22 protein-coding genes and 1 pseudogene are annotated in these 26,792 nt (G+C 64.4%); 14 read left to right on the top strand and 9 right to left on the bottom strand.

Annotated features, from left to right (window positions below; all coding sequences use genetic code 11):
* Window positions 1–3: 3 nt before the first annotated feature.
* The gene (locus IX761_RS06435) at window positions 4–882 is read right to left on the bottom strand and encodes a DMT family transporter (RefSeq protein ID WP_194788776.1); all 879 of its coding nucleotides are present in this window, start codon (window positions 880–882) and stop codon (window positions 4–6) included.
* 462 nt (window positions 883–1,344) lie between these two features.
* Window positions 1,345–2,242: pseudogene (locus IX761_RS06440) on the bottom strand (LysR family transcriptional regulator).
* A gap of 62 nt (window positions 2,243–2,304) precedes the next feature.
* Here IX761_RS06440 and IX761_RS06445 point away from each other — a divergent pair.
* Window positions 2,305–2,955: an ankyrin repeat domain-containing protein gene (locus tag IX761_RS06445; RefSeq protein WP_194788777.1), complete on the top strand. Its 651-nt coding sequence runs from the start codon at window positions 2,305–2,307 to the stop codon at window positions 2,953–2,955.
* 197 nt (window positions 2,956–3,152) lie between these two features.
* On the opposite strand, the gene pobA is transcribed toward IX761_RS06445, so the two are convergent.
* Window positions 3,153–4,340, bottom strand: a complete 1,188-nt coding sequence (gene pobA / locus IX761_RS06450; protein WP_194788778.1) for a 4-hydroxybenzoate 3-monooxygenase — start codon at window positions 4,338–4,340, stop codon at window positions 3,153–3,155.
* 132 nt (window positions 4,341–4,472) lie between these two features.
* Here pobA and IX761_RS06455 point away from each other — a divergent pair, with 132 nt between their 5' ends.
* The 6 genes from IX761_RS06455 (at window position 4,473) to IX761_RS06480 (ending at window position 12,719) form a co-directional block, all read left to right on the top strand.
* Entirely contained in the window at window positions 4,473–5,348 is an 876-nt protein-coding gene (locus tag IX761_RS06455) for a helix-turn-helix domain-containing protein (RefSeq protein WP_194788779.1), read from the top strand.
* Window positions 5,349–5,637: 289 nt separating this feature from the next.
* Window positions 5,638–6,447, top strand: a complete 810-nt coding sequence (locus IX761_RS06460; protein WP_194788780.1) for a gamma-glutamyl-gamma-aminobutyrate hydrolase family protein — start codon at window positions 5,638–5,640, stop codon at window positions 6,445–6,447.
* Window positions 6,448–6,953: 506 nt separating this feature from the next.
* Entirely contained in the window at window positions 6,954–7,871 is a 918-nt protein-coding gene (gene kdgD, locus IX761_RS06465) for a 5-dehydro-4-deoxyglucarate dehydratase (RefSeq protein WP_194788781.1), read from the top strand.
* Between the two features lie 135 nt (window positions 7,872–8,006).
* Window positions 8,007–9,362, top strand: coding sequence for an MFS transporter (locus IX761_RS06470; RefSeq protein ID WP_194788782.1), 1,356 nt, complete (start codon window positions 8,007–8,009; stop codon window positions 9,360–9,362).
* A gap of 72 nt (window positions 9,363–9,434) precedes the next feature.
* A complete protein-coding gene (garD, locus tag IX761_RS06475; RefSeq protein ID WP_194788783.1) occupies window positions 9,435–10,988 on the top strand; it encodes a galactarate dehydratase in 1,554 nt (517 codons plus the stop codon).
* 150 nt (window positions 10,989–11,138) lie between these two features.
* Entirely contained in the window at window positions 11,139–12,719 is a 1,581-nt protein-coding gene (locus tag IX761_RS06480) for an aldehyde dehydrogenase (NADP(+)) (RefSeq protein ID WP_194788784.1), read from the top strand.
* A gap of 243 nt (window positions 12,720–12,962) precedes the next feature.
* On the opposite strand, the gene IX761_RS06485 is transcribed toward IX761_RS06480, so the two are convergent.
* Entirely contained in the window at window positions 12,963–13,712 is a 750-nt protein-coding gene (locus IX761_RS06485; protein ID WP_194788785.1) for a FadR/GntR family transcriptional regulator, read from the bottom strand.
* Window positions 13,713–13,903: 191 nt separating this feature from the next.
* Here IX761_RS06485 and IX761_RS06490 point away from each other — a divergent pair, with 191 nt between their 5' ends.
* Together IX761_RS06490 and IX761_RS06495 are read left to right on the top strand one after the other, a co-directional pair.
* Complete coding sequence (locus IX761_RS06490) at window positions 13,904–14,554, top strand: DUF998 domain-containing protein (protein ID WP_194788786.1); 651 nt, start codon at window positions 13,904–13,906, stop codon at window positions 14,552–14,554.
* Between the two features lie 74 nt (window positions 14,555–14,628).
* On the top strand, window positions 14,629–14,958 hold the full coding sequence (locus tag IX761_RS06495; RefSeq protein WP_194788787.1) for a hypothetical protein: 330 nt from the start codon (window positions 14,629–14,631) through the stop codon (window positions 14,956–14,958).
* Between the two features lie 131 nt (window positions 14,959–15,089).
* Here IX761_RS06495 and IX761_RS06500 read toward each other — a convergent pair whose 3' ends face one another.
* Together IX761_RS06500 and IX761_RS06505 are read right to left on the bottom strand one after the other, a co-directional pair.
* Complete coding sequence (locus tag IX761_RS06500; protein ID WP_194788788.1) at window positions 15,090–16,019, bottom strand: LysR family transcriptional regulator; 930 nt, start codon at window positions 16,017–16,019, stop codon at window positions 15,090–15,092.
* Between the two features lie 17 nt (window positions 16,020–16,036).
* Window positions 16,037–17,011, bottom strand: a complete 975-nt coding sequence (locus IX761_RS06505; RefSeq protein WP_194788789.1) for a quinone oxidoreductase family protein — start codon at window positions 17,009–17,011, stop codon at window positions 16,037–16,039.
* Between the two features lie 667 nt (window positions 17,012–17,678).
* On the opposite strand from IX761_RS06505, the gene IX761_RS06510 reads away from it, so the two are divergent.
* A complete protein-coding gene (locus tag IX761_RS06510; protein ID WP_194788790.1) occupies window positions 17,679–19,217 on the top strand; it encodes a hypothetical protein in 1,539 nt (512 codons plus the stop codon).
* Here IX761_RS06510 and IX761_RS06515 read toward each other — a convergent pair.
* Both IX761_RS06515 and IX761_RS06520 read right to left on the bottom strand, forming a co-directional pair.
* A complete protein-coding gene (locus tag IX761_RS06515) occupies window positions 19,214–19,960 on the bottom strand; it encodes a methyltransferase domain-containing protein (RefSeq protein ID WP_194788791.1) in 747 nt (248 codons plus the stop codon). The two genes, IX761_RS06510 and IX761_RS06515, sit on opposite strands and share 4 nt — an antisense overlap.
* Window positions 19,961–20,236: 276 nt before the next feature.
* The gene (locus IX761_RS06520) at window positions 20,237–21,421 is read right to left on the bottom strand and encodes a hypothetical protein (protein WP_194788792.1); all 1,185 of its coding nucleotides are present in this window, start codon (window positions 21,419–21,421) and stop codon (window positions 20,237–20,239) included.
* Window positions 21,422–21,536: 115 nt separating this feature from the next.
* Between IX761_RS06520 and IX761_RS06525 the strand changes: the two genes are divergently transcribed.
* Both IX761_RS06525 and IX761_RS06530 read left to right on the top strand, forming a co-directional pair.
* Window positions 21,537–22,205, top strand: a complete 669-nt coding sequence (locus IX761_RS06525) for a class I SAM-dependent methyltransferase (RefSeq protein ID WP_194788793.1) — start codon at window positions 21,537–21,539, stop codon at window positions 22,203–22,205.
* A gap of 107 nt (window positions 22,206–22,312) precedes the next feature.
* Window positions 22,313–23,197, top strand: coding sequence for a DMT family transporter (locus tag IX761_RS06530; RefSeq protein ID WP_194788794.1), 885 nt, complete (start codon window positions 22,313–22,315; stop codon window positions 23,195–23,197).
* Window positions 23,198–23,199: 2 nt separating this feature from the next.
* On the opposite strand, the gene IX761_RS06535 is transcribed toward IX761_RS06530, so the two are convergent.
* The gene (locus IX761_RS06535; RefSeq protein ID WP_194788795.1) at window positions 23,200–24,105 is read right to left on the bottom strand and encodes a hypothetical protein; all 906 of its coding nucleotides are present in this window, start codon (window positions 24,103–24,105) and stop codon (window positions 23,200–23,202) included.
* 195 nt (window positions 24,106–24,300) lie between these two features.
* Between IX761_RS06535 and IX761_RS06540 the strand changes: the two genes are divergently transcribed.
* Window positions 24,301–25,281, top strand: coding sequence for an aliphatic sulfonate ABC transporter substrate-binding protein (locus tag IX761_RS06540; protein ID WP_194788796.1), 981 nt, complete (start codon window positions 24,301–24,303; stop codon window positions 25,279–25,281).
* Between the two features lie 15 nt (window positions 25,282–25,296).
* Window positions 25,297–26,661 (top strand): LLM class flavin-dependent oxidoreductase, encoded by a 1,365-nt coding sequence (locus IX761_RS06545; RefSeq protein WP_194788797.1) that lies wholly within the window; start codon window positions 25,297–25,299, stop codon window positions 26,659–26,661.
* Window positions 26,662–26,792 lie beyond the last annotated feature (131 nt).

The following is a 26,792-nucleotide window of genomic DNA, read 5'->3' on the forward strand; positions in this document are numbered from 1 at the left end:
AACTCAGCCGCGCCGTTGCATCCACGCCGCGCCCAGCCCGCTCAGGCAGATGATCGCGATACCCAGCAAGCTGGTGGCGTCTGGCACCTGGCCGAAGATCAGCAACCCCAGCAACCCGGCGAACACGATCTGGCAGTAGCTGAACGGTGCCAGCAGCGCTGGCGCAGCCAGGCGGAAGGCCTGGGTCAACAACAGGTGCGCGGTCATGCCACAACCGCCCAGCGCCAGCATCAGCAGCGCGTGGGGCCAGCTGGGCAGTTGCCAGAAGAACGGCACCATCGCGCTCAGCACCAGGGTGTTGCACAGCCCTGCGTAGAAGTTGCTGGTGGTCGGGCTGTCATGGGCCGCCAGCTTGCGCGTCAGCAATTGATAGAAGCAAAAACCCAGGGCCGAGCCGAACGGGAACAGGATGGCCGGGGTGAACATCGCCCCACCCGGGTGCACCACCACCAGCACCCCGGCAAAGCCCATCACCACTGCCGCCCATTGCCCCGCCGTGACCCGCTCCTTGAGCAGCGGCACCGACAAGGCGGTGACCAATACCGGCGCGAGGAAGTTGACCGAAGTGGCCTCGGCCAGGGGCAAGTACTGCAGGCCGGCGGTGAACAGCAGGCTGGTGCTGAGCAGGCTCAAAGCGCGCAGGGTCTGCAACAGCGGGCGCCGGGTGCGCAGCACGGCCAGCCCTGCCCGGGGCAGGAAGATCCCGGCCATCAGCAGCGTGTGCACCAGGTAGCGGGCCCACACCACCATGACGATCGGGTAGAGCCCGCCGAGGAACTTGGACAACGCATCGTGGCCGGCGAACAGCAAGGTGGCCAGTACCACCAGGGCGATGCCGCGCAGCGGCTGGTTGACTCCGGACAGTGGCGTGCTGGAACTCATGAGGCCCTCGGGCGCAGGCCCTGGCATGGTGCCTGGGCGTGGGGCGGATTCTAGAAGAGAACGGCCGACGCTGACCAACACTTCTGTACTGGCTGGTACATTCTGTTCGCTGATCGACCACTTTTGGTGTTGCTGACCGAGGCTTGTCGATGGTTTTGCAGTGCTCTTTAGATCGAGCGCCGCCCCACATCTGTTTCGGGCCAATTATGTCTGTGAGGTCTTCACTGTCCGCCTTGATGCATGTCTTGAGTGATGTGGGGCGGCAGTAGCGTCCACGCAGAAACCGCGTCGTAAAAACAAGGCGGACAGTGGAGATGGNNCAGGAGTAACTGGCCCGAAACAGATGTGGGAGCTGGCTTGCCAGCGATGCGCCGCGCGGGCGGCNCTCGATCTCATGGGCGCCGCAAAGCGCTCGCCGAACCCGTGGCGCCCCTCACGCAATCACCTTGAAAGGCATGCCCCTCAGATCGCCTGCACCGCCAGCAGCTCGGTGAGCACCTCGGCCAGCGCCTTGACCATCACGTCCGCCGTGGGCCGGTGGACGATGACGATTTCATAGCTGTCCACCTCCGGCAGCCCCTGTTCAGCGCCCAGCACCCGGTGCTCGGGGCTCGCCGCGCGTGGCGGCAGCAGGCTGACACCCATGCCATCGGCCACCGCCGCCTGGATGCCGCTGAGGCTGGAGCTGGTGAAGCTGCGGCACCGGGTCGAGCTCGAAGGCCGGCATGCGCGCGCTGTCGATCCACTGCAAGCGCTCGGGCCAGCAGGCCACGCCTTCGCGGCTGTTGCGCCGCTGCTTGAGCAGCACCAGGTCAAGCTCGCCGTTGTCATAGGCCTGGCTGAGGTCGCGGCACAGCCCGCTGGTGACCTCCAGCTTGACCTGCGGGTGGCGCCGGCTGAACGCCGACAAGGCATTGGTGGTGCGCCCGCCAACGAAATCCTCGGGCACGCCCAGGCGCACGGTCATCCCGACCATGGCGCCAGCCAGGGCTTCGAGCATCTGGTCGTTCAGCGCCAGCATATGGCGGGCGTAGCCGAGCAGGGTCTGCCCGGCATCGGTGGGCAGTACGTCACGATTGCCGCGCACCAGCAGGCGGTGGCCGACCATCTCTTCAAGGCGGCGGACCTTTTGGCTGATGGTCGACTGGGTGGAGTGCAGGCGTGCGGCCGCAGTGGTGAAGCTGCCGCAATCGGCCACCACGACGATGGCGCGCAACAGGTCGAGGTCGAACAGGGCTCTATTCGATTTAACGCTGGTGGACATCTTGGTATTCAACTTCTGAATGCAGAGCCTGACTTCTATCATGCCCCTGTGACCCCGGCAACCATGCGCAAAACCACTGGGTTGCATCCAGAACATTCACTTCTGGCATTGGGGCGAATTGCCTAGGATTGGGCAGGTCCTGCGAGGAAACCACGATCATGCGAATGCCCATAGCCACGCTGTTGCTGGCCCTGTCTGCCAGCCTTGCCGCCCATGCCGAGAGCCCGCCGATGAATGCCCGACTGTTCGATGCCGCACGCCAGGGCAATGTTGCCGTCATCCGCCAGGCCATCGATACCGGCGCGCCCCTCGAAGCCCGCGACGATCAGGGCCGTACCGCGCTGTTGGTGGCCACCCACGCCAACCAGGTGGCCGCTGCACAAGTGCTGATCGAAGCGGGTGCCGACGTCAATGCCAAGGACAACATCCAGGACAGCCCGTATCTGTATGCCGGCGCCCGTGGCCTGGACGATATCCTGCGCCTGACCCTCGCCCATGGCGCCGACCTCAAGAGCACCAACCGTTACGGCGGCACCGCGCTGATCCCGGCAGCCGAACGCGGGCATGTGCAGACCGTGCAGATGCTGATCGACGCCGGAGTGGACGTGAACCACCTCAACCGCCTGCACTGGACCGCGCTGCTGGAGGCGGTGATCCTCGGTGATGGCGGCCCGCGGCATGTGGAGATCGTGCGCCGGCTGCTGGCGGCCGGGGCGGATCCGGCGATTGCCGACAAGGACGGGGTGACTGCGCTGGAACATGCGCGTCAGCGGGGGTATGGGGAGATGGTGACGTTGCTGGAGCGCTGATTCGCTGTAGGAGCGGCCTTGCCGGGGCGCCGGACCGGTCGGAAAGGGCTGCGCAGCGGCTCCAGGTTCCCGAGTTGCCGCCACTGTTGCTGGGGCCGCTGTGCGGCCCTTTCCGACCGGTCCGGCGCCCCGGCAAGGCCGCTCCTACAACATTTGCGCAAGCCTCCGGGGTAAGGGCTCCGCCAATTCGCCCCCTTTTACTCCACCACCTCGAACGGCAGCCCCACGTAGTTCTCGGCGATGTTCACCCTGCCGGCCTCGGAACCGAGGAAATACTCCCGGTCCGCCTCCTGCATCTTGCGGTCCCAGTCATCCTGATGCTCGCCGAAATCATGCAGCAGCTGGGTCATGAACCAGCTGAAGCGCTCACCCTTCCACACCCGGCGCAAGGCCATCGGGGAGTACTGGGCCAGCAGGTCGGTGCGCCCTTCGCGGTACACCTTGACCAGGATCCGGTACAGGTAATTGACGTCCGAGGCCGCCAGGTTCAAACCCTTGGCGCCGGTGGGCGGGACGATATGCGCGGCATCGCCGACCAGGAACAGCCGGCCATGCTGCATGGGCTCGACCACATGGCTGCGCAGTGGCGCGATGCTCTTCTCCAGCGCAGGGCCGGTGACCAACTGCTGTGCTACCTCTTCGGGCAGGCGCGCCTTGAGCTCGCCCCAGAAGCGCTCATCCGGCCAATCCTCCACCCGCTCCTGCAACGGCACTTGCAGGTAGTAGCGGCTGCGGGTCTGCGAGCGCTGGCTGCACAGTACGAAACCGCGTTCGTGATGGGCGTAGATCAGTTCGTGGTTGACCGGCGGGGTGTCGGCCAACAGCCCGAGCCAGCCAAACGGATAGACCCGCTCGTACTCCTTGAGCACACCTGCCGGAATGCTCTGCCGGGCGACACCGTGGAATCCATCGCAACCGGCGATGTAGTCGCACTCCACGCGATGCACCTGGCCGTCCTTTTCATACGTCAGGTAGGGCTGGTCGCCATCGATGGCGTGAGGCTGCACGTTGCTGGCCGCGTAAATGATCGGCGCCCCGCCCTGCGCGCGGGCCTGCATCAGGTCGCGGGTGACTTCGGTCTGGCCGTAGACCATGACGGTCTTGCCGCCGGTCAGGGCCTTGAGGTCCAGACGTTGGCGGCGCCCACCGACCAGCAGTTCGACACCTTCGTGGACCAGCCCTTCGCGGTCCATGCGCTCGGCCACGCCGGCCTCGCGCAGCAGGTCGACGGTGCCCTGCTCGAGCACCCCGGCGCGGATGCGCCCAAGCACGTAGTCCGGGGTCTGGCGCTCGACGATTACGGTGTCGATGCCAGCCTGATGCAGCAGCTGACCCAGCAGCAGGCCGGAGGGGCCTGCGCCGATGATTGCAACCTGAGTCTTCATTGTTGTTGTCTCTGTGTGCTGTTACGGTTACCTCCTGCATTTTTACGGGCTACACAGGCCGTAAAAGTGTGCTAATCGCTGAGAAAACTGCACTTTTACAAAAACGGTTCGATTAACGGACAAGGCAGCCCCATGCCCAGCCCCCTCCCCGGCGTCCCGCTGTTCCAGCTGTACGGCGAAAACCACGCCTGGCCCGGCACCGACCTGCTGCACTGCGAGTCGATCCCGGCGCGCAGCCGCCTGCACCACTGGGAGATCAAGGCGCACCGCCATGCCGAATTGTTCCAGTTGCTCTATGTACAGCGCGGCGAGGCGCAGGTGCTGATCGAGGGCGAATCCAGCGTGATTCGCCAACCGGCGATCCAGGTGGTGCCACCGCTGACCGTGCATGGCTTTCGCTTCAGTGCCGACATCCAGGGCCATGTGTTGACCTTCGGCACGGCGCTGGTGGCCGACCTTGAGCAACGCCTGGGCGCCCCCTTGAGCGTGTTGGCCACGCCTGGCTGCTACCCGCTGGGGCAGGATCGCCAGCGCCTGCACGCGCTGATCGACACCTTGCAGCAGGAATACCAGGGCAACGCGCCAGCGCGGGCGGCGCTGTTGCAGGCGTTGGTCACCGCGCTGATGGTGTGGATCAGCCGCCAGGGGCACGGCCCGGCGCCACGCACCCGCGGCGAACGCGACCGCCACCTGTTCGGCCACTACCTGCGCCTGGTCGAGGCGCACTACCGCGAGCACCTGGCGGTGGAGGCCTACGCCGCGCGCCTGGGCATCACCAGCCTTCAACTCAACCAGTTGTGCCGCGCCCTGGCCGGGCAAACCGCCTTGCAGGTGGTGCACCAGCGCCTGCTGCTGGAGGCCCGGCGCAACCTGGTGTACACCCGCATGAGCATCGGCCAGCTGTCCGACAGCCTGGGGTTCAGCGACCCCACCTACTTCGCGCGCTTCTTCAAGCGCCTCGCCGGGCACACCCCAAATGCCTACCGGCGCACCGCGCAAGCCGAGTGATCATTGCAGCGCTGCAATGATCCAACTGCGTCGTTAAATATTATTGACCTCCACCCCCGCCAAACCCTTGTCGGCCAAGGCTTGGACTGGCTACAGCCCCCGAAAAACGGCGCCTGGACCCTGCGCCACTCGTTTGACATATCGAACGGCTCTGGCAAGCTATCACTCAGGCCCCGACCGGTATCGCCTGCAAGACGAGCCGGCAGTGCTCGGGGTTACAGGCTGCACCCAAGGCCCCAGCCGTGCGCCTGCACAACAACGACAGGCAAGACCTGTCCCAAGGTGACATATGTCCAACAGCAACATTGGCAACAAGCAACCTTCCCTGCGCAAACCCGTCGTCCTGATGACCATGGGCAGCCAAGAGCGCAAAGGCCATGACTACCAGGTCATGACCCACAAATACATCAACCCGCTGGTCGAGTTCTCCGGCTGCGTCCCTGTTCTGGTGCCCACCTGCTGCGGCATCGAAGACCTCGAGACCTACCTGGACATGGCCGACGGCGTGTACCTGACCGGCGCGGGCAGCAACATTGACCCAGCCCTCTACGGCCAGGACAACCAGACCCCCGGCAAAGGCCAGGACAAGGACCGCGACCTGTTCGACATCCCGCTGGTCAAGGCGGCCCTCAAGCGTGGCCTGCCGATTTTCGGCATCTGCCGTGGCATGCAGGAAATCAACGTGGCCCTGGGCGGTGACATCTACCAGAAGGTCTACGCCGAGCCTGGCTTCAACGACCACCGCGAAAACCCGGAAGACCCGGTCGAGGTGCAGTACGCCCAGGTGCACGGGGTGAAGATCAAGCCCGGCAGCTGGCTGCGCGAAACCCTGGGTACCGACGAGATCCGCGTCAACTCGCTGCATGGCCAGGGCCTGCGCAACCTGGGTGCTGGCATCGAGCCGATCGCCCATGCCGAAGACGGCCTGGTCGAGGCGATCCACGCCCCAAGCATTTCGCCCTTCCTGTTCGCGGTGCAGTGGCACCCGGAATGGCAGGCGGCGAAGAACCCTGATTCGATCAAGATCTTCCAGGCCTTCGGCGATGCTTGCCGTGCCCAGGTCCGCAAATCCCAGGTCAAGCACCACCAGGCTGCCTGACCCAACCAAGCTTCGTTAGCTTTGATCGCGGGGCGGCGCAAGGTCGCCCCCGCTTCCCACGGTCACCCTCTGCTGGTCCCAGAACACTTCCCGTGGCAGCGGGCGGCGGGCTTGTGCCTGTCTCCGCGATCGTTTTTTCTTGCCCCCAAGAGATACGATGACTTCCAAGTCAACCGTATGCATGCCTGCCCCTGTCCGACTGTTATCTCCCCCGTCCGGCGCACCCCTGCACTGTAGGAGCGGCCTTGTGCCGCGAAAGGGCTGCAGGGCAGCCCACCCAGCCATCTGTGTAGCCCCAGGCATTCACGGGCCGCTTTGCGGCCCTTTCGCGGCACAAGGCCGCTCCTACAGGGAATGTGCATGGCCGCGTTTTGCGGGCCTGCCCTGATCATGCCGGTCCTGAAAATTTATGCGTGCAGGGTCTAGTCATCGCACAAGTTGTACGATAACTTATCTCTCACCTTGGTACACCACCTCTCCCCAAGCGCCACAGGATGCCCATAACAATGAATCCACAAGAACTGCAATCCATCCTCTCCCACGGCCTGCTGTCGTTCCCTGTCACCGACTTCGACGCACAGGGCGACTTCAACCCGGCCGGGTACATCAAGCGCCTGGAATGGCTGGCCCCTTACGGCGCCAGCGCGCTGTTCGCCGCCGGTGGCACCGGTGAGTTCTTCTCGCTGGCCGCCAGCGAGTACAGCCAAGTGATCAAGACCGCGGTCGACACTTGCGCCACTTCGGTACCGATCCTTGCCGGTGTCGGCGGCTCGACCCGCCAGGCCATCGAATACGCCAAAGAAGCCGAGCGCCTGGGCGCCAAGGGCCTGCTGCTGCTGCCGCACTACCTCACCGAAGCCAGCCAGGACGGTGTTGCCGCCCATGTCGAGGCGGTGTGCAAGGCGGTCAACATCGGCGTTGTCGTCTACAACCGCAACGTCTGCCGCCTGAATGCCGACCTGCTGGAAAAACTCGCCGAGCGCTGCCCGAACCTGATCGGCTACAAGGACGGCCTGGGCGACATCGAGCTGATGGTGTCGATCCGTCGCCGCCTGGGCGATCGCTTCAGCTACCTGGGTGGCCTGCCCACCGCCGAGGTGTATGCTGCCGCCTACAAGGCCCTCGGCGTGCCGGTGTATTCCTCGGCGGTGTTCAACTTCGTGCCCAAGACCGCGATGGACTTCTACCACGCCATCGCCCGTGACGATCACGCCACCGTGGCCAAGCTGATCGACGATTTCTTCCTGCCGTACCTGGACATCCGCAACCGCAAGGCCGGTTACGCCGTGAGCATCGTCAAGGCTGGCGCCAAGATCGCCGGCTACGACGCAGGCCCGGTGCGCACGCCGCTGACCGACCTGACCGCGCAAGAGTACGAGATGCTCGCCGCGCTGATGGACAAGATGGGCCCGCAGACCCTGTAAGCCCTGATCGCTGGCAGGCCGGCTCCCGCAGGAGCTGGTTTGTCGGCGATAGGCCGCAGTGCGGCCCCGCGCCCTGCCCTGGCGCCCATACACAAAACCGACCCCGCACAAAAATAACTAGTGGGAGTAACCAGCATGCAAGCGACGAAAAAGACGCATGTGCGCTACCTGATCCTGTTGATGCTGTTCCTGGTGACCACCATCAACTACGCCGACCGCGCCACCATCGCCATTGCCGGCTCCAGCCTGCAGAAGGACCTGGGCATCGACGCGGTCACCCTCGGCTACATTTTCTCCGCTTTCGGCTGGGCCTACGTGGCCGGGCAGATCCCCGGCGGCTGGCTGCTTGACCGCTTCGGTTCGAAGAACGTCTACGCCTTCAGCATCTTCACCTGGTCGCTGTTCACCCTGCTGCAGGGCTTCGTCGGCGGCCTGCCGGTGGCCTGGGCGGTGGTGACCCTGTTCACCCTGCGTTTTCTGGTCGGCTTCGCCGAAGCCCCGTCGTTCCCCGGCAACGCACGCATCGTCGCGGCCTGGTTCCCCACCCAGGAGCGCGGCACCGCCTCGGCGATCTTCAACTCGGCGCAGTACTTCGCCACCGCACTGTTCGCCCCGATCATGGGCTGGATCGTCTTCAGCTTCGGCTGGGAACATGTGTTCGTGGTCATGGGCGCGCTGGGCATCGTGTTCTCGGCGGTGTGGCTGAAGACCATCTACAACCCCCGCCAGCACCCCCGCATCAGCGCCAGTGAACTTGAGCACATCGAGCAGAACGGCGGCCTGGTGGACATGGACCAGAAGCGCGGCAGCGACGGCCCGAAATGGGGCTACATCAAGCAACTGCTGACCAGCCGCATGCTGCTGGGCGTGTACCTGGGCCAGTACTGCATCAATGCCATCACCTACTTCTTCCTCACCTGGTTCCCGGTGTACCTGGTGCAGGAACGTGGCATGACCATCCTCAAGGCGGGTTTCATCGCCTCGTTGCCGGCGGTGTGCGGCTTCATCGGCGGCGTGCTCGGTGGCGTGCTGTCGGATTGGCTGCTGCGCCGCGGCAATTCGCTGACCTTCTCGCGCAAGCTGCCGATCGTCTGCGGCCTGCTGCTGTCCACCACCATGGTGTTCTGCAACTACGTCGACGCCGAGTGGATGGTGGTGGGCTTCATGACCCTGGCCTTCTTCGGCAAGGGCATCGGTGCGCTGGGCTGGGCCGTGGTGGCCGACACCTCGCCCAAGCAGATCGCCGGGCTGTCGGGTGGCCTGTTCAACACCTTCGGCAACATCGCCTCGATCACCACGCCGATCGTCATCGGCTACATCATCAGCGCCACCGGCTCGTTCAAGTGGGCCCTGGTGTACGTGGGCGCCAACGCCCTGGTGGCGGTGTTCAGCTACCTGGTGATCGTCGGCCCGATCAAGCGCATCGAGCTCAAGGACGGCCCAAAGCCGCAACCCGCACCGAGCGCTGAGCTGGCAGGTTCGCGCCAGTAAGTGAAAGACGCCGGCACCCAGGTGCCGGCGGCAGTTTCAAAGCCTGAGAGCAAAGACAAGAAGGGCCTGACCATGCAGTTGATCGAACACTCCGAATCGCCCCGCTACGTCCGCCTGCACGATGACGACAACGTCGTGGTGGTGGTCAACGACGGCGGCCTGGGCGAAGGCGCTCGTTTCGCCGATGGCCTCACCCTGATCGAAGGCGTGCCGCAGAGCCACAAGGTCGCCACGGTCGATATCCAGCAAGGCGACCCGGTACGCCGCTACGGCCAGGTCATCGGCTATGCCCGCGAATTGCTGCAGCAAGGCAGCTGGGTCAAGGAAGATCAGCTGGACATGCCGGCCGCGCCCGAGCTCGACAGCCTGCCGCGCTGCGACGCCGTGCCCGCCGCCCTGCCGCCGCTCGAAGGCTTCACCTTCGAGGGCTATCGCAACGCCGACGGCACCGTCGGCACCCGCAACATCCTCGGCATCACCACCACCGTGCAGTGCGTGACCGGCGTGCTCGACCATGCGGTCAAGCGCATCCGCGCCGAACTGCTGCCCAAATACCCCAACGTCGACGACGTGGTCGCCCTCACCCACAGCTATGGCTGCGGTGTGGCGATCAACGCTCGCGATGCCTACATCCCGATCCGCACCGTGCGCAACCTGGCGCGCAACCCCAACCTGGGCGGCGAAGCGCTGGTGATCAGCCTGGGCTGCGAAAAGCTCCAGGCCGGCCAGGTGATGCACGAGGGCGACCCGTCGGTGGACCTGAGCGAGCCGTGGCTGTACCGCCTGCAGGACGCCTCGCTGGGCTTCGTCGAGATGATCGAGCAGATCATGCAACTGGCCGAAACCCGCCTGAAAAAACTCGACCAGCGCCGCCGCGAGACCGTACCGGCCAGCGAGCTGACCCTCGGCATGCAGTGCGGCGGCAGTGACGCCTTTTCCGGCATCACCGCCAACCCGGCACTGGGCTACGCCGCCGACCTGCTGGTGCGTGCCGGCGCCACCGTGCTGTTTTCGGAAGTGACCGAAGTGCGCGATGCCATCTACATGCTCACCTCCCGCGCCGAAACCCCCGAGGTGGCCGACGCGCTGGTGCGCGAGATGGACTGGTACGACCGCTACCTGCAACAGGGCGCCGCCGACCGTAGCGCCAATACCACGCCCGGCAACAAGAAGGGCGGGCTGTCGAACATCGTCGAAAAATCCCTGGGTTCGATCGTCAAGTCCGGCAGCGGCGCCATCCAGGGTGTGGTCGGGCCAGGCGAGCGCGTCTCACGCAAGGGTTTGATCTTCTGCGCCACCCCCGCCAGCGACTTCGTCTGCGGCACCTTGCAGCTGGCGGCTGGGATGAACCTGCACGTGTTCACCACCGGGCGCGGCACGCCGTACGGCCTGGCCATGGCGCCAGTGGTGAAAGTGTGCACCCGTACTGAGCTGGCCCAGCGCTGGCCGGACCTGATCGACATCGACGCCGGGCGCATTGCCACCGGCCGCTCGACCATCGAAGAGCTGGGCTGGGAGCTGTTCCGCTACTACCTGGACGTAGCCAGCGGCCGCAAGCAGACCTGGGCCGAGCAGCACGGGCTGCACAACGACATCACCCTGTTCAACCCGGCACCGATTACCTGATGAATCCTGGGGCTGCTGCGCAGCCCTTTCGCGACACAAGGCCGCTCCTACAGGCCTGCGCGGTCCCCTGTAGGAGCGGCCTTGTGTCGCGAAAGGGGCGCAAAGCGCCCCCAGGCCCCACACCCAATTCCCCCGACAGGAGCACTTCCAATGCCTGAGATCCTCGGCCATAACTTCATCGCAGGCCAGCGCAGCGCCGCAGGTACCCAGCGCCTGCACAGCCTGGACGCCAGCACCGGCGAAACCCTGCCCTACAGCTTCACCCAAGCCACCGAAAGCGAAGTCGACCAGGCCGCCCAGGCCGCCGCTGCCGCCTTCGCCGAGTTCCGTCAGCTGCCCCCGGCCCGCCGCGCCGAATTCCTCGACGCCATCGCCGCCGAACTGGATGAGCTGGACGACAGCTTCGTGGCCATCGTCTGCCGCGAAACCGCCCTGCCCGCCGCGCGCATCCAGGGCGAGCGCGGCCGCACCAGCGGCCAGATGCGCCTGTTCGCCCAGGTACTGCGCCGTGGTGACTACCTGGGCGCACGCATCGACCTGGCCCTGCCCGAGCGCCAGCCCCTGCCGCGGGTGGACATCCGCCAGATGCGCATCGGCGTAGGCCCGGTGGCGGTGTTCGGCGCCAGCAACTTCCCGCTGGCCTTCTCCACCGCAGGTGGCGACACCGCCGCCGCCCTGGCCGCTGGCTGCCCGGTGGTGTTCAAGGCCCACAGCGGCCACATGGCCACCGCCGACCTGGTCGGTTGCGCGATCGTGCGCGCCGCCGAGCGTACCGGTATGCCCAAGGGCGTGTTCAACATGGTGTTTGGCGGTGGCGTGGGCGAATGGCTGGTCAAGCACCCGGCCATCCAGGCGGTCGGTTTCACCGGTTCGCTCAAGGGCGGCGACGCCCTGTGCCGCATGGCCGCCGAGCGCCCGCAGCCGATCCCGGTGTTCGCCGAGATGTCCAGCATCAACCCGGTGATCGTCCTGCCGGGCGCCCTGGCCAAGCGTGGTGAAGCCATTGCCCGTGAGCTGGCCGGCTCCGTGTGCCTGGGCGCCGGGCAGTTCTGCACCAACCCGGGCATGGTCATCGGCCTGCAATCACCCGCCTTCACCCAGTTGCTGGGTGAACTGGGTCAGCACCTGGACCAGCAGGCCGGGCAGACCATGCTCAATGCCGGTGGCCTGCGCAGCTACGTCGGCGGCCTTGAGCACCTGGGTGCCCATGCGGGGATCGAGCACCTGGCCGGCCAGGCGCAACAGGGCAACCAGGCCCGTGCCCAGCTGTTCAAGGCCGACGCCAGCCTGCTGGTGAACGCCGACCCGTTGCTGCAGGAAGAAGTGTTCGGCCCGGCCACCGTCGCTGTCGAGGTCAACGACAACGCGCAGCTGCGCGCCGCCCTGCTCGGCCTGCGCGGCCAACTGACCGCCACCCTGATCGGCGAGCCGGAAGACTTCGAGGCCTTCGCCTGGCTGGTGCCGCTGCTGGAAGAGAAAGTCGGGCGGATCCTGGTCAACGGCTACCCCACTGGGGTCGAGGTGTGCGATGCCATGGTGCATGGCGGGCCGTATCCGGCCACCTCCGATGCGCGCGGCACCTCGGTGGGCACCTTGGCCATCGACCGCTTCCTGCGCCCGGTGTGCTACCAGAACTACCCGCAGGCGCTGCTGCCGGAGGCGCTGCGTGATGGCAACCCGCTGGGGCTCAAGCGCTTGGTGAACGGCCAATGGAGCGATGCGGCAATCTGATTGCCACGCGACATGAAAAAGCCCCGCATTCGCGGGGCTTTTGCTGGATGCAAGGTAATGTTTGTGGGAGCGGACTTGCCCCACCCTGAAGTTTGCACGTCACCTGTAGGAGCGGCCTTGTGTCGCGAAAGGGCCGCAGAGCGGCCCCGGCGATCTTGGGCGCACTCGAGAACCTGGGGGCGCTGCGCACCCCTTTCCGACCGGTCCGGCGCCCCGGCAAGGCCGCTCCTACAGCACTCGAACTCAGGCGCCCTGCGCCTCGGCCGCCTCATGCGCCTGGCGCAGGCGTTCGCGGCTGTTGCTCAGGTGCAGGCGCATGGCCATCTTCGCCCCCTCGCTGTCATGTCGTGCAATCGCCTCGTAGATCGCCTCATGCTCGTGCATCAGCCGGCCCATGTAGTGAGCCTGGTCGTCATGGGCCAGGCGCGCCGAATTGAGCCGCGTACGCGGAATGATGCTGGTGCCCAGGTGATTGATGATGTCGGCGAAATAGTGGTTGCCGCTGGCCTGGGCGATACGCAGGTGGAATTGGAAGTCCGCCGACACCGCATCCGAGGCGTGCGCCGCACCTTCGTTCAGTTCGTCCAGCGCGGCGCGCATGCCAGCCAGTTCCTCGTCGCTGCGCCGCTGTGCGGCCAACCCGGCGGACTCGATCTCCAGGGCGATGCGCAACTCCAGCACTGCCAGCACTTCGCGCAGGGTGACGATGGTTGCCGGGTCGATACGAAAACCCGCCGCGCTCGGCGCATCCAGTACGAAGGTGCCGATGCCGTGGCGGGTCTCGACCTGGCCCGCAGCCTGCAACCGCGAGATGGCCTCGCGCACCACGGTACGGCTGACCCCCTCTTCGGCCATGATCTGCGATTCGGTCGGAAGCTTGTCGCCACGCTTGAGCTGACCGCTGCGAATGCGCTCGGTCAGCACCGTGACCAGTTCCTGCGCCAGACTGCGCGGCTTGCGCCGGGCGCGCGGCTGTACCTGCTGCTCTGTCATGCCTTGGACATCATGTTGTGAAAGACATGCGTGATGATAGCGCAAGCAGTTGTACGATCACATACATACGCAGGGGATTTCATCCGTCATGGCGCGCCAGCAGGCGATTGGCCGCCATCGAATGCTGGCGAACTGCCTTGCCATGGCGCTAGGCTGCGCGCTCCCCCATGCCCACCAAGGAAGGAACCCGCATGAAGATATTCGATCGCCTGCTGCTCGCCAGCGGCCTGCTGATCCCGTTCTGGTTGCTGATCGGCGTCATGCTGACCGCCCAGGCCTACCCCGGCTACAGCCATCTGCAACAGGCCATGAGCCAGCTTGGCGCGGTTGACGCACCCACCCACACGCTCTCGCCATGGATCAACAACTTCCCTCTGGCCCTGCTTTTTGCCTTGTTCGCCTGGGGCGTGGCGCGACGTTGGCGGCAATCCAGGCTGGCGCAGCTGAGCGCGCTGCTGATCCTGCTGCATGCTGTGGGTAGCCTGGGCACCGGTTGGTTTACCTGTGATGCGGGCTGTGCGCCGGTGACGCCTTCGCTTTCCCAGCAGTTGCACAACCTCAGCGGGCTACTGATGTTTCTCTCGTTGACGTTGGCCAGCGTGCTGTGGATCGGCCTCGGCCAGCGTCTGGCCCGCTCGCGCGGCCTGGCCTGGTGGTCGTTGTTGTGCACCGTGCTGGCGGTGGTCACGGTACTTCTGATGGCACGGGCGGCCGAAAGCGGGCAGCTGTTCGGCCTGTATCAGCGCCTCAACTATGGCGTTTCGATGCTGTGGCTGGCGGCCCTGGCCTTGGTGTCGCTACGTCCCAGCCACCACAACCCACTGCGCATGGCCATCGCCTGACGGCAATTTGCTGGCCCCCAGGCGTTTGAAGTGCGGGCAAACTCCGTTCTCCTTCAGACGCTTAGGACAGCAACATGCGGGTATTTCTAGCAAGTGTGGCCGGCTGCCTGCTGGCCACCGTAGCCTTCGGCGCCCAGGCCCGGGCACTGAGCCAGAACGAACGCCAGGTCTGTGGCTGGGGCGCGCAGATCGCCGCCGAGGCGCAGCAGGCCAAGCTCTCCGGGGTGACCCTGTATGCGACGCGCAAGAAGCTGCAAGCGCGAAAATTCACCAAGCCCTGGATGCGCATGACCGCCTTCGGCATCACCGAGCAGACCTACAACAGCCGCTCACAACTCAAGCCGGCGGCGATCAAGCAGACCTACTACGAGCAGTGTGCGCAGCATGCTGTTGCAAAACGATAAAACAGTTATTTTTCATCAGCTTACGTGATATTCAGAATGTCATTTATTCGATCGGTCAGCATGCTTGATCGATCGAATAAAATCCAAATAAATCAATAGCTTAAGCATTTATAGCAAAGCAGTTTCTAGAATTAAGCTGCCCGAGCCCGCCAGGGCGCACCGTCCTTGAAACAAGCCTCAAGCCACCCCTTGAATGCGCGCAGTGCAGCCGTATTCAAGCGAGCCGACGGCCGCACCAGGTAGATCCCTGCCGCCACGTCCAGTTGCCAATCCGGCAGCACCCGCACCAGCCGCCCGGCCTGCAGGTCCTCGCCCATCAACCAGTCGCCACCGGCCAGAATGCCCACGCCACGGCGTGCCGCCTCCAGCAACGCCTCGTTGTCATTGCCGCGCAGCGACCCGCTGACCTTGACGCTCGCCTGCCGCCCCTGAGCCATCAAGCGCCACTCGGGGAACGAGCGCAGGCCACTGAAACCCAGGCAGTTGTGCCCGGCAAGATCGGCAGGCTCCTGAGGTGCGCCGTGACGTGCCAGGTAGCCGGGTGAGGCGCAGAGGATACGCAGGTGATCACACAACTTGCTGGCCACCAGGCGATTGTCGGCCAGCTCACCGATGCGGATGGCGGCGTCGAAGCCCTCGCCCACCAGGTCGACGAAGCGGTCGGCGTATTCGCACTCGACCATCACCTGCGGGTGCGCCAGCACAAAGTCGGCCACCACGCCGCTCAACCAGCGCCGCCCCATCGCCCCCGGCAACGCCAGGCGCAGGCGGCCACGCACCTGCGCCGCGCCCTGGGCGGCCTCCTGCTCGGCTTCGTCGATCAGCCGGCTGGCATGGCGCAGACGCTCCACCAGCCGCTCGCCTTCATCGGTGAAGCGCAGCTGGCGGGTGGTGCGCTCCACCAGGCGAATGCCCAGGCGCTGCTCCAGCGCACCGAGGCGCCGGGACAGCACCGAAGGGTGGCGTTCCAACTGACGCCCGGCGGCGGCGAACGATCCCTGCTCGTGCAGGGCCAGCAGGGTGGCGAGCTCATCGGCTCGGCGGCTGTCGAAAGGGTCCATGGCCAGGCTCGTGCAGGTTAGGGGGTGAGGATCAGCGCGCCCTCCGAGCGGCCGTGCTCGAGGTCTTCGTGGGCCTTGGCTACGTCGGCCAGCGGGTAGCGGCGCCAGATCCGCGACTGGATGATACCTTCGGCAAGCGCCGCCAGCACACTGGCTGCACGCCCTTGGTACTCCTCGACGGTGCGGGTGTGGGCGGCCAGCGAAGGTCGGGTGACGAACAGCGAGCCCTTGGCATTGAGCGTGGCCACCTCGATGGCCGCCGGCGCACCGGAGATGCCGCCGAACGACACCAGCAAGCCTCGTGGGCGCAGGCTGTCCAGCGAAGCCTCCAGGGAAAGGCGCCCGACACTGTCGTAGACCACGTCCACCCCCTCCCCGCCGGTCAGCTCGCGGACCTCGGCGGCCAGGGTGGCGGCAGAGAACACCCGCACATGGTCACACCCCGCAGCCATCGCCCGGGCCACGCTTTGTGGGCGTGACACCACGCCGATCACGGTCGCCCCCAGGTGCTTGGCCCAAGGCACCATCAGTTGCCCGAGCGCCCCGGCAGCGCCATAGATCAGCACACGCGTGCCTGCGCCGACGGGGTAGGTGCTGGTCAGCAGGTACTGGGCGGTGATGCCCTTGAACAGGGTCGCGGCGGCGGCCTCCTCGCTCAGGTTTTCCGGCAGTTTCACCAGCCGCTCGGCGGGGTACAGGCGTGCGCTGGCATAGCTGCCAAGCGGCCCGGTCGCATAACCCACGCGGTCGCCCACTTGAACGTGGGTGACACCCGCGCCCACCGCAGCTACCCGTCCGGCGCCTTCAAGGCCAAGCCCCGAGGGCAGCGGCAACGGTGCGCCGCCCTTGCGTTGCAGCACGTCCAGAGGGTTGACGCCGATCGCGGTCTGCTCCAGCCAGACCTCGCCCGGGCCGGGCTGCCATATCTCTACTGCCTGTAACTGAAGCACCTCGGTGCCGCCGGTTTGTTGCAGCACGATACGCTGGGCCATGTTCGCTCTCCTCGGTGATGGCAATGGTGAGCCGAAGCTAGAGTGCTGCAGCAAATCGAACAATCAGCCCTGATGCAGAACATTTGTGCACTGTTTGCAGGAGTGGTTGATTAATCTCTTGACGCCTGAGTGCCGGTCTTTGGGTTGGATGTGGGCAGTTGGATGCTTGCCGGTATTTTTGCAGTGCTCTTGAGATCGAGCGCCGCCCGCGCGGCGCATCGCTGGCAAGTCGCAGCGGCGAACCGCAGCTCCCACATTTGTTTCGGGCCAGTTATGCCTGTGAGGTCTTCACTGTCCGCCTTGGTGCATGCCTTGAGTCATATGGGGCGGCGGTAGCGTCCACGCGGAAACCGCGTCGTACAAACAAGGCGGACAGTGGAGATGGACCAGGAGTAACTGGCCCGAAATAGATGTGGGAGCTGCGGTTCGCCGCTGCGACTTGCCAGCGATGCGCCGCGCGGGCGGCGCTCGATCTTGAGGGCACTGCAAAAACACCGGCAAGCACCAGGTGGCCCTCACTCGATAGCCCGGCTGAACCATCATCAGCCGCTCAAAGCCATGCCCTCAAACACGACTCTCGGAAACTTCCTACCCATCTCCGAGAAACATCTGACCGAAAGTTGTGATCTGCTTCGATCCTGTAATTTCCCCGCCACAGGACCGCGCCATGCTCCAACCCGCCCAGCTCGAAAAACTTCGTGAAGTCATCTCCGAGAACCTGCGCGTGCAGCGCGACAACGACCCGGTCGAATACATCAGCGTGGGCACTGCCCTGCAGGACGCCAAGTCCAAGCAGAACCACGCCATCTTCGCCCGCCGCGGCTGCGGCAAGACGCTGTTGCTGCATCACTCCTCAAGGAACCTCAAACCCGAGCTCAAGAGCATCTACCTCAACTGCGAGGACTTCAAACGCCACTCGTTCCCCAACGTACTGGTGGAGATCCTCGCCTCGATCTTCCGTGAGCTGGACAAGAACATCTCCGGCTGGTTCGGCAAGAAGCGCAAGCTCAAGGTCATCATCAAGGACATTCTCGACAAGCTGAAAACCCTGCATGTCAACGCTGACGCCCACGAGGAAGAGGTGAAAAGCCGGGTGGCTGCCGAGCACAGCGCAGGCTTCGACGCGGGTATTCGGGTCGAAGACATCACCTTCGGCGGCAAGAGCAGCGCCAAAGAAACCCAGGAGGTCGAGCGCTCGTTCAAGATCCACCGTCAGAAGTTGCAGGAGCTCGACCTCTGGCTGCCCCAGCTCAAGGAAAACCTGCGCGAACTGTTCGACGCCTCGAGCACGGTCAAGGGCATCATCCTGCAGATCGACGACCTCTATCACCTCAAGCGTACCGACCAGGCGTTCGTGGTGGATTACGTGCACAGGCTGTGCAAGGACATCCCGATCTACTTCAAGATCGCCACCTTGCGCCACTCCTCGACGCTGTATGTCGACCGCGAGGGGCAACCCATCGGCGCCCAGGAGCGCCACGATTATCAGCCTATCGACATCGACTACACCTTCAGCAACTTCCCCAGGACCCTGAAACAGAACCACGCCATCCTCCTGCAGTTCGGCGCCCAGGCCGGCATCAGCGAGTCGCAGATCATGGGGTTGTTCAAGGGGGAGGGTTTCGGCCGGCTGGTGATGGCCGGCGGTGGGGTCCCGCGCGATGTGCTGTCGCTGTTCCTGCACCTGCTCAACGAGACTGTGCAGGATGATGCCGGCAAGATTGGCAAGGACGAAGTGCGGATCCTGTCGCGCAACAACTTCGAGCGCAAGATCGAAGAGCTCAAGCAAGACTCCAAGGACGACGAACAGGACGACCTGATCAAGGGCATCTACATCATCAAGAGCTTCTGCCTGGAGAAGAAGAACAACATCTTCGTCATCGAAGAAAAACTGCTGCAGCAGAACGATGCGCTGCGGGCACTGATCTACCGCCTGCTCGATTACCGCATCATCCACAGCTGCGCCACCGCGCTCACCCACAAATCGTCTGAAGGTACGTTCCAGGCGTTCGCCGTCGATATCGGTTGCTACGCCCACTACCGCAAGCTGGACGGGCGCTTCAACGAGATCGACGTCACCGACACCGCGGCCAAGGAGCGCATGCGCTCGGCACCGATCCTCGACCAGACCAAGATCGACAATATCGTGGCTTCGCTGCCGGGGCATGGGCCTGTGGCGCTGCTGACCGAAGAGATGGAGGTTTAACGCTTGCGTGCCACGCAGCCAAACACCACATCCCCGACATAGATACCCTGCGCCTGCCGGCGCTCGGCCTCGAGCCGCGTCTGCAGGGTATCGATACCGACCTGCCGGGCCGTGGCCACACCCAGCGCAATGATGCGTGGCAGGCAGGCGCGGATGATGCCCGCCAGGCCGGTATCGTTGTCGGGCGTCTGTACCAGGCACTCGCCGCGCACGTCTTCCACCTTCAGGCCCGCCTCACTGAAGACCCGATGCAGGTTGAAGCCCATGTGCAGATCGGCGCCCTCTGTGGCCAGCATCTGCTGCAACCAGCGGGTGGCCTTGCGGTGCAGGGGGAACGGCACCAGGCTCGTCGGCGCCAGCGTGGAGTCATGCTCCTGGAACACCATCAGCCCACCTGGCAACAGGTGCCGGGCCAGCGCTCGCAAGGCTCTTACCGGCTCGGCCTGGTACATCAGCACCCGCCGCCCGACAATGGCGTCGAACAGCCCCAGCGACGAAGGCAGCGAGTACAGATCGCACTGAATGAATTCAGGCTTCACACCCCCCCTGGGCACTTCACGCCGCCGAGCGAGCTCCAGCGCGTCAGCTGCTAGGTCGATGCCCACGATCCCGCCATCACCGTCCAAGAGCCTGGTGAGCAGCAAGCTGACCTCGCCGATACCGCAGCCGACATCCAGAACCCGCATGCCAGGGCCGATTCCTGCATCGACGAGCAACCGTATGGTGAGGTCTGCAAGCGCCATGCCATGTTCCCTTCAGGTTACGAGCCCACAACTGAGATGTCAGCGTCACGTAGCCTGCTCGCAACGGAAATGACCGACAGCAACCTAGGATTTGCATGAAAAATGCCTGCGCGACGATCATGCTACGTTGAAAACAGGCTGGTGCGCCAGTCCGGTCGGACGGCTCATTTACAGCCAGTAAAGTCGAACGCGACCTCAGCCGCTCCTCGTCTGTTTCACCTTGTCTGATCGCCGCTCGGCGACTTTTCGTACAAGCCCTAATCGACAGAAAAGCGTTCAACACTCATCCGCAGATGCAGTTGGCCAAGACAATACCATCTGCTCAATCTCTAGCAACGAAGTATGCAACAGCAGAAACAATGCATCATAAGTTTTCTCATGCGATGCATTATCCAACTGCAAACCCAAGCGCTCATTGATCAACCGCCTTGACGCTTCTAATTTATAGGCGGGCAACAGATGACAAACATTAACACGAAAATCATACAGCACGAAAAGTGGCTTCATAACCTCCATCGAGCGTGCCTCACCTATCATATCGGCGAGCAGCCTACCCATCAATTTCAAACCCCGGAGCTTCTCATTGACTTCAACACCTCTGGACGTGAGGAGCCTTTTTAAGCATGCCTCATCGAGCGACTCGACAAAAATCCTGTTCAGCGACTCAATCACCGGAGCCACATGTCGATCCTCCCAGAAAATAGGCCGCTCCAAACTTTCTATGGTTTTACCAACTTCATCCGGGAGTTTGTACATCGGCATACCCGCACGGGTATGAACAGCATCCGAAATCGCTTCCCGCAACCGGAGGCATTTACCCTCGATAGCACCTTGAGACCATTCACACTCGATCTGGGCATCATAAAAATCGGAATGCAAATCATAGGTTGACGCTATATTTTCTGACAAAAGATACTGCTGCTCCTTGAGAGGAAGTTGATCAACATCTCCCAGCCACATCAAGACCTGCCGCGCACCATTTACGCCAAATGATATATGCCAATCCTCCCCACACCAAATATCCCCGTACGACCCAGAGTATATTCTTATCTTATACTTTGGATTCCGCTCATACTTACTCAGCACCTCAAGATTAAAATACAGTGGAGCTAGATAGCCATCATTGCTCATACCATGAGCCAAGCCAGGAATCGAATAGTACTCCAGTGACGAATACTCGAATGGAACACCTGGGCAATAGCTGAAGCGCTGTTCCACCAGCTTAGCCGGCACCCAAACTTCCGCTCCAGCCGCCTGCGGATATTGCCTTGTTTTTTCGGCGCACAGGCGTGCCAGGGTATTTGCCACTTGCGTCAGGTAAAGCTCATCGGACGAGGCGTCCCATAAAAATGGCATCTGCTTCAGTCGCATCTCTACGCCATGGAAATTACCTTCTACATCTTTGATACACAACTGGAGCTTTTCGCCGCCTTCCAACTTGTAGCAATTAATTAATTCCACGTCGCCCCTGCCCATAACTCGAGTTTTCATTCCCTTTGATTGCCCCCGTAATCAACCAACCTTTCCTGGATCTTGCAGATAGAATGAGGTGATCGCCATACGGAGGAGCTAACAAATGCTAACAGTTTCAGATCAAGTTCTTCAAAGCTGGCAGCACAATGCCAACCTTTGGATCGACGCCGTACGCAACGGCGCCATCGAATCGCGCCGCCAGGTCACCGACCAGGCCATCCTCCTAGCCCTGCTGGCCCGCCAACCTGAACGCGTGCTCGACCTCGGCTGCGGCGAGGGCTGGCTGTTGCGGGCCTTGGCCGATCGCGGCATCGACGCGGTTGGCGTGGACGGTGATGCGACGCTGGTGGAGGCCGCGCACACCGCAGGCTCGCCAGCGGTACACCTGGCCAGCTACCAACAGTTGGCGGACGACGCCGTGGATATCGGCTGCGGTTACGACCTGGTCTGCGCTAACTTCGCCCTCTTGCAGCAGGACATCATCCCCTTGCTCAGCGCCATGAACCGGCGCTTGCAGCCTGGGGGCACGCTGGTGATCCAGACCCTGCATCCCTGGGCAGTGGCCGCAGGGGACTACCAGGATGGCTGGCGTGAAGAATCGTTCAGCGGCTTCGGCGGCAACTGGCAGCCGATGCCTTGGTACTTCCGGACCCTTTCCAGTTGGTTGAACGCGCTGCAAATAGCCGGTTTCAGCCTGCTGGAGCTGCACGAGCCGCAACATCCGCAAAACCCTGCGCCGCAATCATTGCTGTTGATCGCGCAGCGCACCTGAGCTGCACGTCGCTGCATCGCGTTTGCGACAAGCCAGGCCCATCACCTTGATCTGCCCCCTGCCCAGCCGCTAGCCTGCGCTGCCCTGCCCCGGACGAACCCACTCCCATGCGCCCCCGCGACCTTGCCGCCTACTCGTTCCTGGCCATCGCCTGGGGCTTCTCGTTCCTGGTCCTGCTCAAGGTGGTGCACGCCTTCGGCTGGGTCGGCGCGGTGAGCCTGCGCGCGCTGATCGCTGCTGGCACCCTGGTGCTGCTGGCGGCGCTGCTGGGCCGGGCGCTGCACCTGCGGCCGCTGCTCAAGCCGCTGCTGGTGGTTGGCGCCACCACCGTGGCCGGCCAACTGATCGGCCTGTCCTTTGCCACGCCACGCATCGGTACCGCCATGACGGCGATCTTCGTGGCCAGCATCCCGCTGTTCTCGATGATCATCGGGCGGCTCTGGGGCCTGGAGAAAATCAGCGCGCAGGGCCTGCTCGGGCTGCTCCTGGGGGTGGCTGGGATCGTCATGCTGGTGGGGTTCCCCGCCCAGGCGGTGACCGAGGACTTCGTCCACGGCTGCATCGCTTCGCTGTTCGGTTGCCTGTGCGCGGCGTTCGGCAGCAACTACGCCAGCCTGCGCCTGCGTGGGCAAGACCCGTGGACGGTGACCGGCGGCGCCTTTCTCGCCGGCGGCCTGCTGACCCTGCCGCTGTTGCTGCTGGTGCCGGTACCTGGCGTGCCGCAGGCCCTGGACTGGTTGTACCTGCTAATCAGCGGCGCGGTGATGAGCGCCGCCACCTATGTGCTGTATTTCGGCCTGGTGGCGCGCATCGGCGCCACGCGGACCATCAGCGTCGAGTTCGTGGTAACGCTGGTGGCGGTGCTGGTCGGCGCGCTGTTCCTTGGTGAGGCCCTGAGCGCACTGCAGGCGCTGGGTGGCCTGGTGATCATGCTTGGCTGCATGCTGGTGCTGGGGCTGCTGCCTGGCAAACGCAAGCGCCTGCCGAGCTGACTTCAGGCTTCCGGTACGTTGTTACCGTCGGCCTTGGCCGTGCGGGGCAGCGCTGGCGGGGTCAGGCGCAGCACGCGATCGCGGCCGCCCTCGGCGAGCAGGTAGCCGCCCTGGCCGTCCGGCACAATGGCCTGCGGCGCCTTGAGGAAGCTCAGTACGGTATGGCGCACGCCGTCACCGTCGATACGCAACAGCCGGGCGCGGTGGGTGGAGTCCTCGCTGATCCACAGGCCGCGTTGGTCGCAGAACAGGAACGTGGGGTTGCGCAGGCCATCGACCACCACCGGGTCCTGGCCGTCGCCGCTGAAGGCGCGAACTTTGCCGGTGGCCTTCTCGGTGTACAGCAGGCGCCCGTCGGTGCACCGCGTCAGCCCTTCGGTTTCGGTCAGGCCGGCGCGCAGCACTTCGAGCTGGCCGCTCTGCCAGGTGTAGCGCATCAGCCGGCCGTCACCCTTGCGGTCCTCGATGGCGTACAGATGCGCGCCGTCGTTGTACAGGCCCTGCACGTTGTTGCCCTGGAACAGCGGCGTGACCTGGCCATCGCGCGACACACTCACCGGCGCAGCGCCCACTTCCTGGCTGAAGGCCCAGCCACCGTCAACGGCGACCATGCCATCAGGCTTGGACAGGTTATCGACCAGCACCACACGGTCACCCGCGGCGTCGATGCGCAGGATGCTGCCCTTGCCCCCATTGAGTTCACGGCTCACCAACAGGCTGCCGTCGGCCTGGGGCAGCAGCGAGGCGGCCTTGGTCACCGAGTTGTGCAGTACCTGCACGCGCCAGCCTTCGCTGGCCTGCACCGGGTAGAACGACTGCCAGGCGAAGAAACCCAGGGCGCAGGCCAGCAGCCCCCCGGAAGCGGCCAGGGCCAGGCGGGTACCACGCTTGCGCAGGACATGCATCATCGATTTGGCTCCATTGAAGTGGCGAGGATGCTAGCAAGGCGATGTGAAAAAAATGTCATGGCGACAATTTTGAAAAAACAAAAGGATATAAAAAGAACAAAACAATCTAACCATTTCGAATAAAGCAATTGAAATGCGCCCAGCCGCCTCCTTAGGCTGTAGCCATGTTTTCATCCCTCCCAAGGAACCCTGCCCATGCCTGCCCGAGCCTTCTCCTCCCTGCGCCGCCTGTTGCTCGGCGGCCTGCTGGCCAGCGTCGCCAGCACCCTGCTGCCCTGGTCCAGCGCCGTCGCCGACGACAGCAAGACCCTGCGTATCGGCTACCAGAAATTCAACAGCATCAACATCCTCAAGGGCAGTGGCGCGCTGGAGAAAGCCTTGGCGCCGCAAGGGGTGAAGGTCAGCTGGCATGAGTTTGCCGCCGGCCCACAGTTGCTCGAAGCCCTGAGCAGCGGCGCCATCGACCTGGGCCACGCCGCCGACGCACCCTCGGTGTTCGCCCAGGCCGCCGGCAAGCCGGTGGTCTACCTCGCCGCCGAGCAGCCCTACCCGCGCGGCATCGGCCTGGTGGTGCGCGAGCAGGACCACATCGCCTCGGTCGCCCAGCTCAAAGGCCAGCGCGTGGCCACCGGCCGCGGCTGGAATGCCCAGTACCTGCTGGCCGTGGCCCTGGAGCAGGCCGGCCTGAGCTACCAGGACATCACCCCGGCCTACGTCAATAACGCCGCCGACGCCGTCGCCGCGTTGCAATCAGGCAGCGTGCAGGCCGTGACCTTGTGGGACCCGTTCCTCGCCGCCGCCGAACAGCAGCCGGGCCTGAAAAACCTGCGCGATGGCAGCGGGCTGTCCAACAACCGCACCTTCTACCTGTCCACCGCCGAATTCGCCGACCAGCACCGGGCGCTGCTCAAGACTTTCTTTGGCGAGCTGGCCAAGGTCAGCCAGTGGGCCAACGCCCAGCCCGGCGAAGTAGCCAGCCTGCTGGCGCCGCAGCTGGGGATCAATGCCGAGGTGCTCAAGACCGCCAGCGAGCGGCGCAACTACAACGCCGTGGCCATCACCCCACAGATCGTCGCCGAACAGCAGAAGCTGGCCGACACCTTCCAGGGCCTGGGCCTGATCCCGCACAAGCTGAATGTCGCCGACGCGGTCTACCCGGCCTCCGTGCTGCCCTGAGCAAAGGACTCGACGATGCCCCGCCCGATCCGCTTCAACGCCTTCAGCATGAACGCCGCCAGCCACCAGTCGCCCGGCCTGTGGCGCCACCCGCGCAACACCAGTGTGCACTTCAACCGCCTGGACTACTGGACCGACCTCGCCCGCCTGCTCGAACGCGGCCTGTTCGACGCGCTGTTCATCGCCGACGTGCTGGGCATCTATGACGTTTACCAGGGTGGCCCCGAGGCGGCGTTGCGCGGCGGTGTGCAGGTACCGGTCAACGATCCGCTGCTGGTGGTGCCGGCCATGGCCGGTGTCACCGAGCACCTGGGCTTCGGCGTGACCTTCTCACTCACCTACGAACACCCGTATCCGTTCGCCCGGCGCATGTCGACCCTCGATCACCTGAGCAATGGCCGGGTTGGCTGGAACATCGTCACCGGCTACCTCGACAGCGCCGCGCGCAACCTGGGGCAGCCCCGGCAGCTCGGCCACGACCAGCGCTATGACCTGGCCGAGGAGTACCTGCAAGTGCTGTACAAACTCTGGGAGCAGAGCTGGGGCGACGATGCGGTGGTGCTGGAGCGCGACACCGGGCGCTATATCGAGCCAAGCCGGGTACACCCGATCAACCACCACGGCGAGCATTTCCAGGTGCCCGGCATGCACCTGTGCCAACCCTCGCCGCAGCGCACCCCGGTGCTGTTCCAGGCCGGCGCCTCGGCGCGCGGCCAGCAGTTCGCCGCGCGGCACGCCGAGTGCGTGTTCATCAGTGGGCCGACGCCCACGGTGCTGCGCCGCTACACCGACGGCATCCGCCAGGCCAGCGAGGTGGCCGGGCGTGGGCGCGACGAGGTGCTGGTCTATGCCCAGGCACTGCTGATCGTCGGCGATACCCGCGAACAAGCCCAAGCACGCTTCGCCGAGTACCGCCGCTACGTCGACCTCGACGCTGCCCTGGCCCTGCTCTCGGGCTGGACCGGCATCGACTTCGCAGGCCTGGACCCCGACTCACCCATTGAATATGTGGAGAATGACGCCGGCCGCGCCGCCCTGGCGGCGTTCACTGCCGCCGACCCAAACCGCCGCTGGACCGTGCGCGAGGCCGCTGAGTTCGTTGGCCTGGGTGGGCGCGGCCCAGTGCTGGTGGGCAGCGCCAGCGAGGTGGCCGACCAACTGGAGCAGTGGCTGGAGCAGACCGGCATCGACGGCTTCAACCTCACCTATGCGGTGCAACCGGACGACCTGACCCATGTGGTCGAGTTGCTGGTGCCCGAACTGCAGCGCCGTGGCCGCTACCCCACCGCTTATCGCGATGGCACCTTGCGCCACAAGCTGTTCGACCACGGCGACCGCTTGTCGACGGAGCATGTCGGCCGTCAGGTGCGCATTCAGTAAGCAAATACCGGGTATTTCAACATTTAATTTGTGGATGACGCGGACAGGCTCTTATGCTGTCCCGGCATCCCCTGCACGCACCGGCCGGTGTGGTCAAAGGCATGGGGAGAGAACAACAAGTCGAGACCGTT

Source organism: Pseudomonas sp. UFMG81 (genome assembly GCF_015354575.1).
Classification (GTDB): domain Bacteria; phylum Pseudomonadota; class Gammaproteobacteria; order Pseudomonadales; family Pseudomonadaceae; genus Aquipseudomonas.

Bases quoted from the DNA above. Each gene is read 5' to 3' on its own strand.
- IX761_RS06485 (WP_194788785.1), bottom strand. From the start codon at position 13,712: ATGACAGAGCAGCAGGTACAGCCGCGCGCCCGGCGCAAGCCGCGCAGT.
- IX761_RS06530 (WP_194788794.1), top strand. From the start codon at position 22,313: ATGCGCCCCCGCGACCTTGCCGCCTACTCGTTCCTGGCCATCGCCTGG.
- IX761_RS06510 (WP_194788790.1), top strand. From the start codon at position 17,679: ATGCTCCAACCCGCCCAGCTCGAAAAACTTCGTGAAGTCATCTCCGAG.
- IX761_RS06505 (WP_194788789.1), bottom strand. From the start codon at position 17,011: ATGGCCCAGCGTATCGTGCTGCAACAAACCGGCGGCACCGAGGTGCTT.
- IX761_RS06490 (WP_194788786.1), top strand. From the start codon at position 13,904: ATGAAGATATTCGATCGCCTGCTGCTCGCCAGCGGCCTGCTGATCCCG.
- IX761_RS06470 (WP_194788782.1), top strand. From the start codon at position 8,007: ATGCAAGCGACGAAAAAGACGCATGTGCGCTACCTGATCCTGTTGATG.
- IX761_RS06435 (WP_194788776.1), bottom strand. From the start codon at position 882: ATGAGTTCCAGCACGCCACTGTCCGGAGTCAACCAGCCGCTGCGCGGC.
- garD (WP_194788783.1), top strand. From the start codon at position 9,435: ATGCAGTTGATCGAACACTCCGAATCGCCCCGCTACGTCCGCCTGCAC.
- IX761_RS06535 (WP_194788795.1), bottom strand. From the start codon at position 24,105: ATGATGCATGTCCTGCGCAAGCGTGGTACCCGCCTGGCCCTGGCCGCT.
- IX761_RS06540 (WP_194788796.1), top strand. From the start codon at position 24,301: ATGCCTGCCCGAGCCTTCTCCTCCCTGCGCCGCCTGTTGCTCGGCGGC.
- IX761_RS06545 (WP_194788797.1), top strand. From the start codon at position 25,297: ATGCCCCGCCCGATCCGCTTCAACGCCTTCAGCATGAACGCCGCCAGC.
- IX761_RS06500 (WP_194788788.1), bottom strand. From the start codon at position 16,019: ATGGACCCTTTCGACAGCCGCCGAGCCGATGAGCTCGCCACCCTGCTG.
- pobA (WP_194788778.1), bottom strand. From the start codon at position 4,340: ATGAAGACTCAGGTTGCAATCATCGGCGCAGGCCCCTCCGGCCTGCTG.
- kdgD (WP_194788781.1), top strand. From the start codon at position 6,954: ATGAATCCACAAGAACTGCAATCCATCCTCTCCCACGGCCTGCTGTCG.
- IX761_RS06445 (WP_194788777.1), top strand. From the start codon at position 2,305: ATGCGAATGCCCATAGCCACGCTGTTGCTGGCCCTGTCTGCCAGCCTT.
- IX761_RS06460 (WP_194788780.1), top strand. From the start codon at position 5,638: ATGTCCAACAGCAACATTGGCAACAAGCAACCTTCCCTGCGCAAACCC.
- IX761_RS06525 (WP_194788793.1), top strand. From the start codon at position 21,537: ATGCTAACAGTTTCAGATCAAGTTCTTCAAAGCTGGCAGCACAATGCC.
- IX761_RS06455 (WP_194788779.1), top strand. From the start codon at position 4,473: ATGCCCAGCCCCCTCCCCGGCGTCCCGCTGTTCCAGCTGTACGGCGAA.
- IX761_RS06480 (WP_194788784.1), top strand. From the start codon at position 11,139: ATGCCTGAGATCCTCGGCCATAACTTCATCGCAGGCCAGCGCAGCGCC.
- IX761_RS06515 (WP_194788791.1), bottom strand. From the start codon at position 19,960: ATGGCGCTTGCAGACCTCACCATACGGTTGCTCGTCGATGCAGGAATC.
- IX761_RS06495 (WP_194788787.1), top strand. From the start codon at position 14,629: ATGCGGGTATTTCTAGCAAGTGTGGCCGGCTGCCTGCTGGCCACCGTA.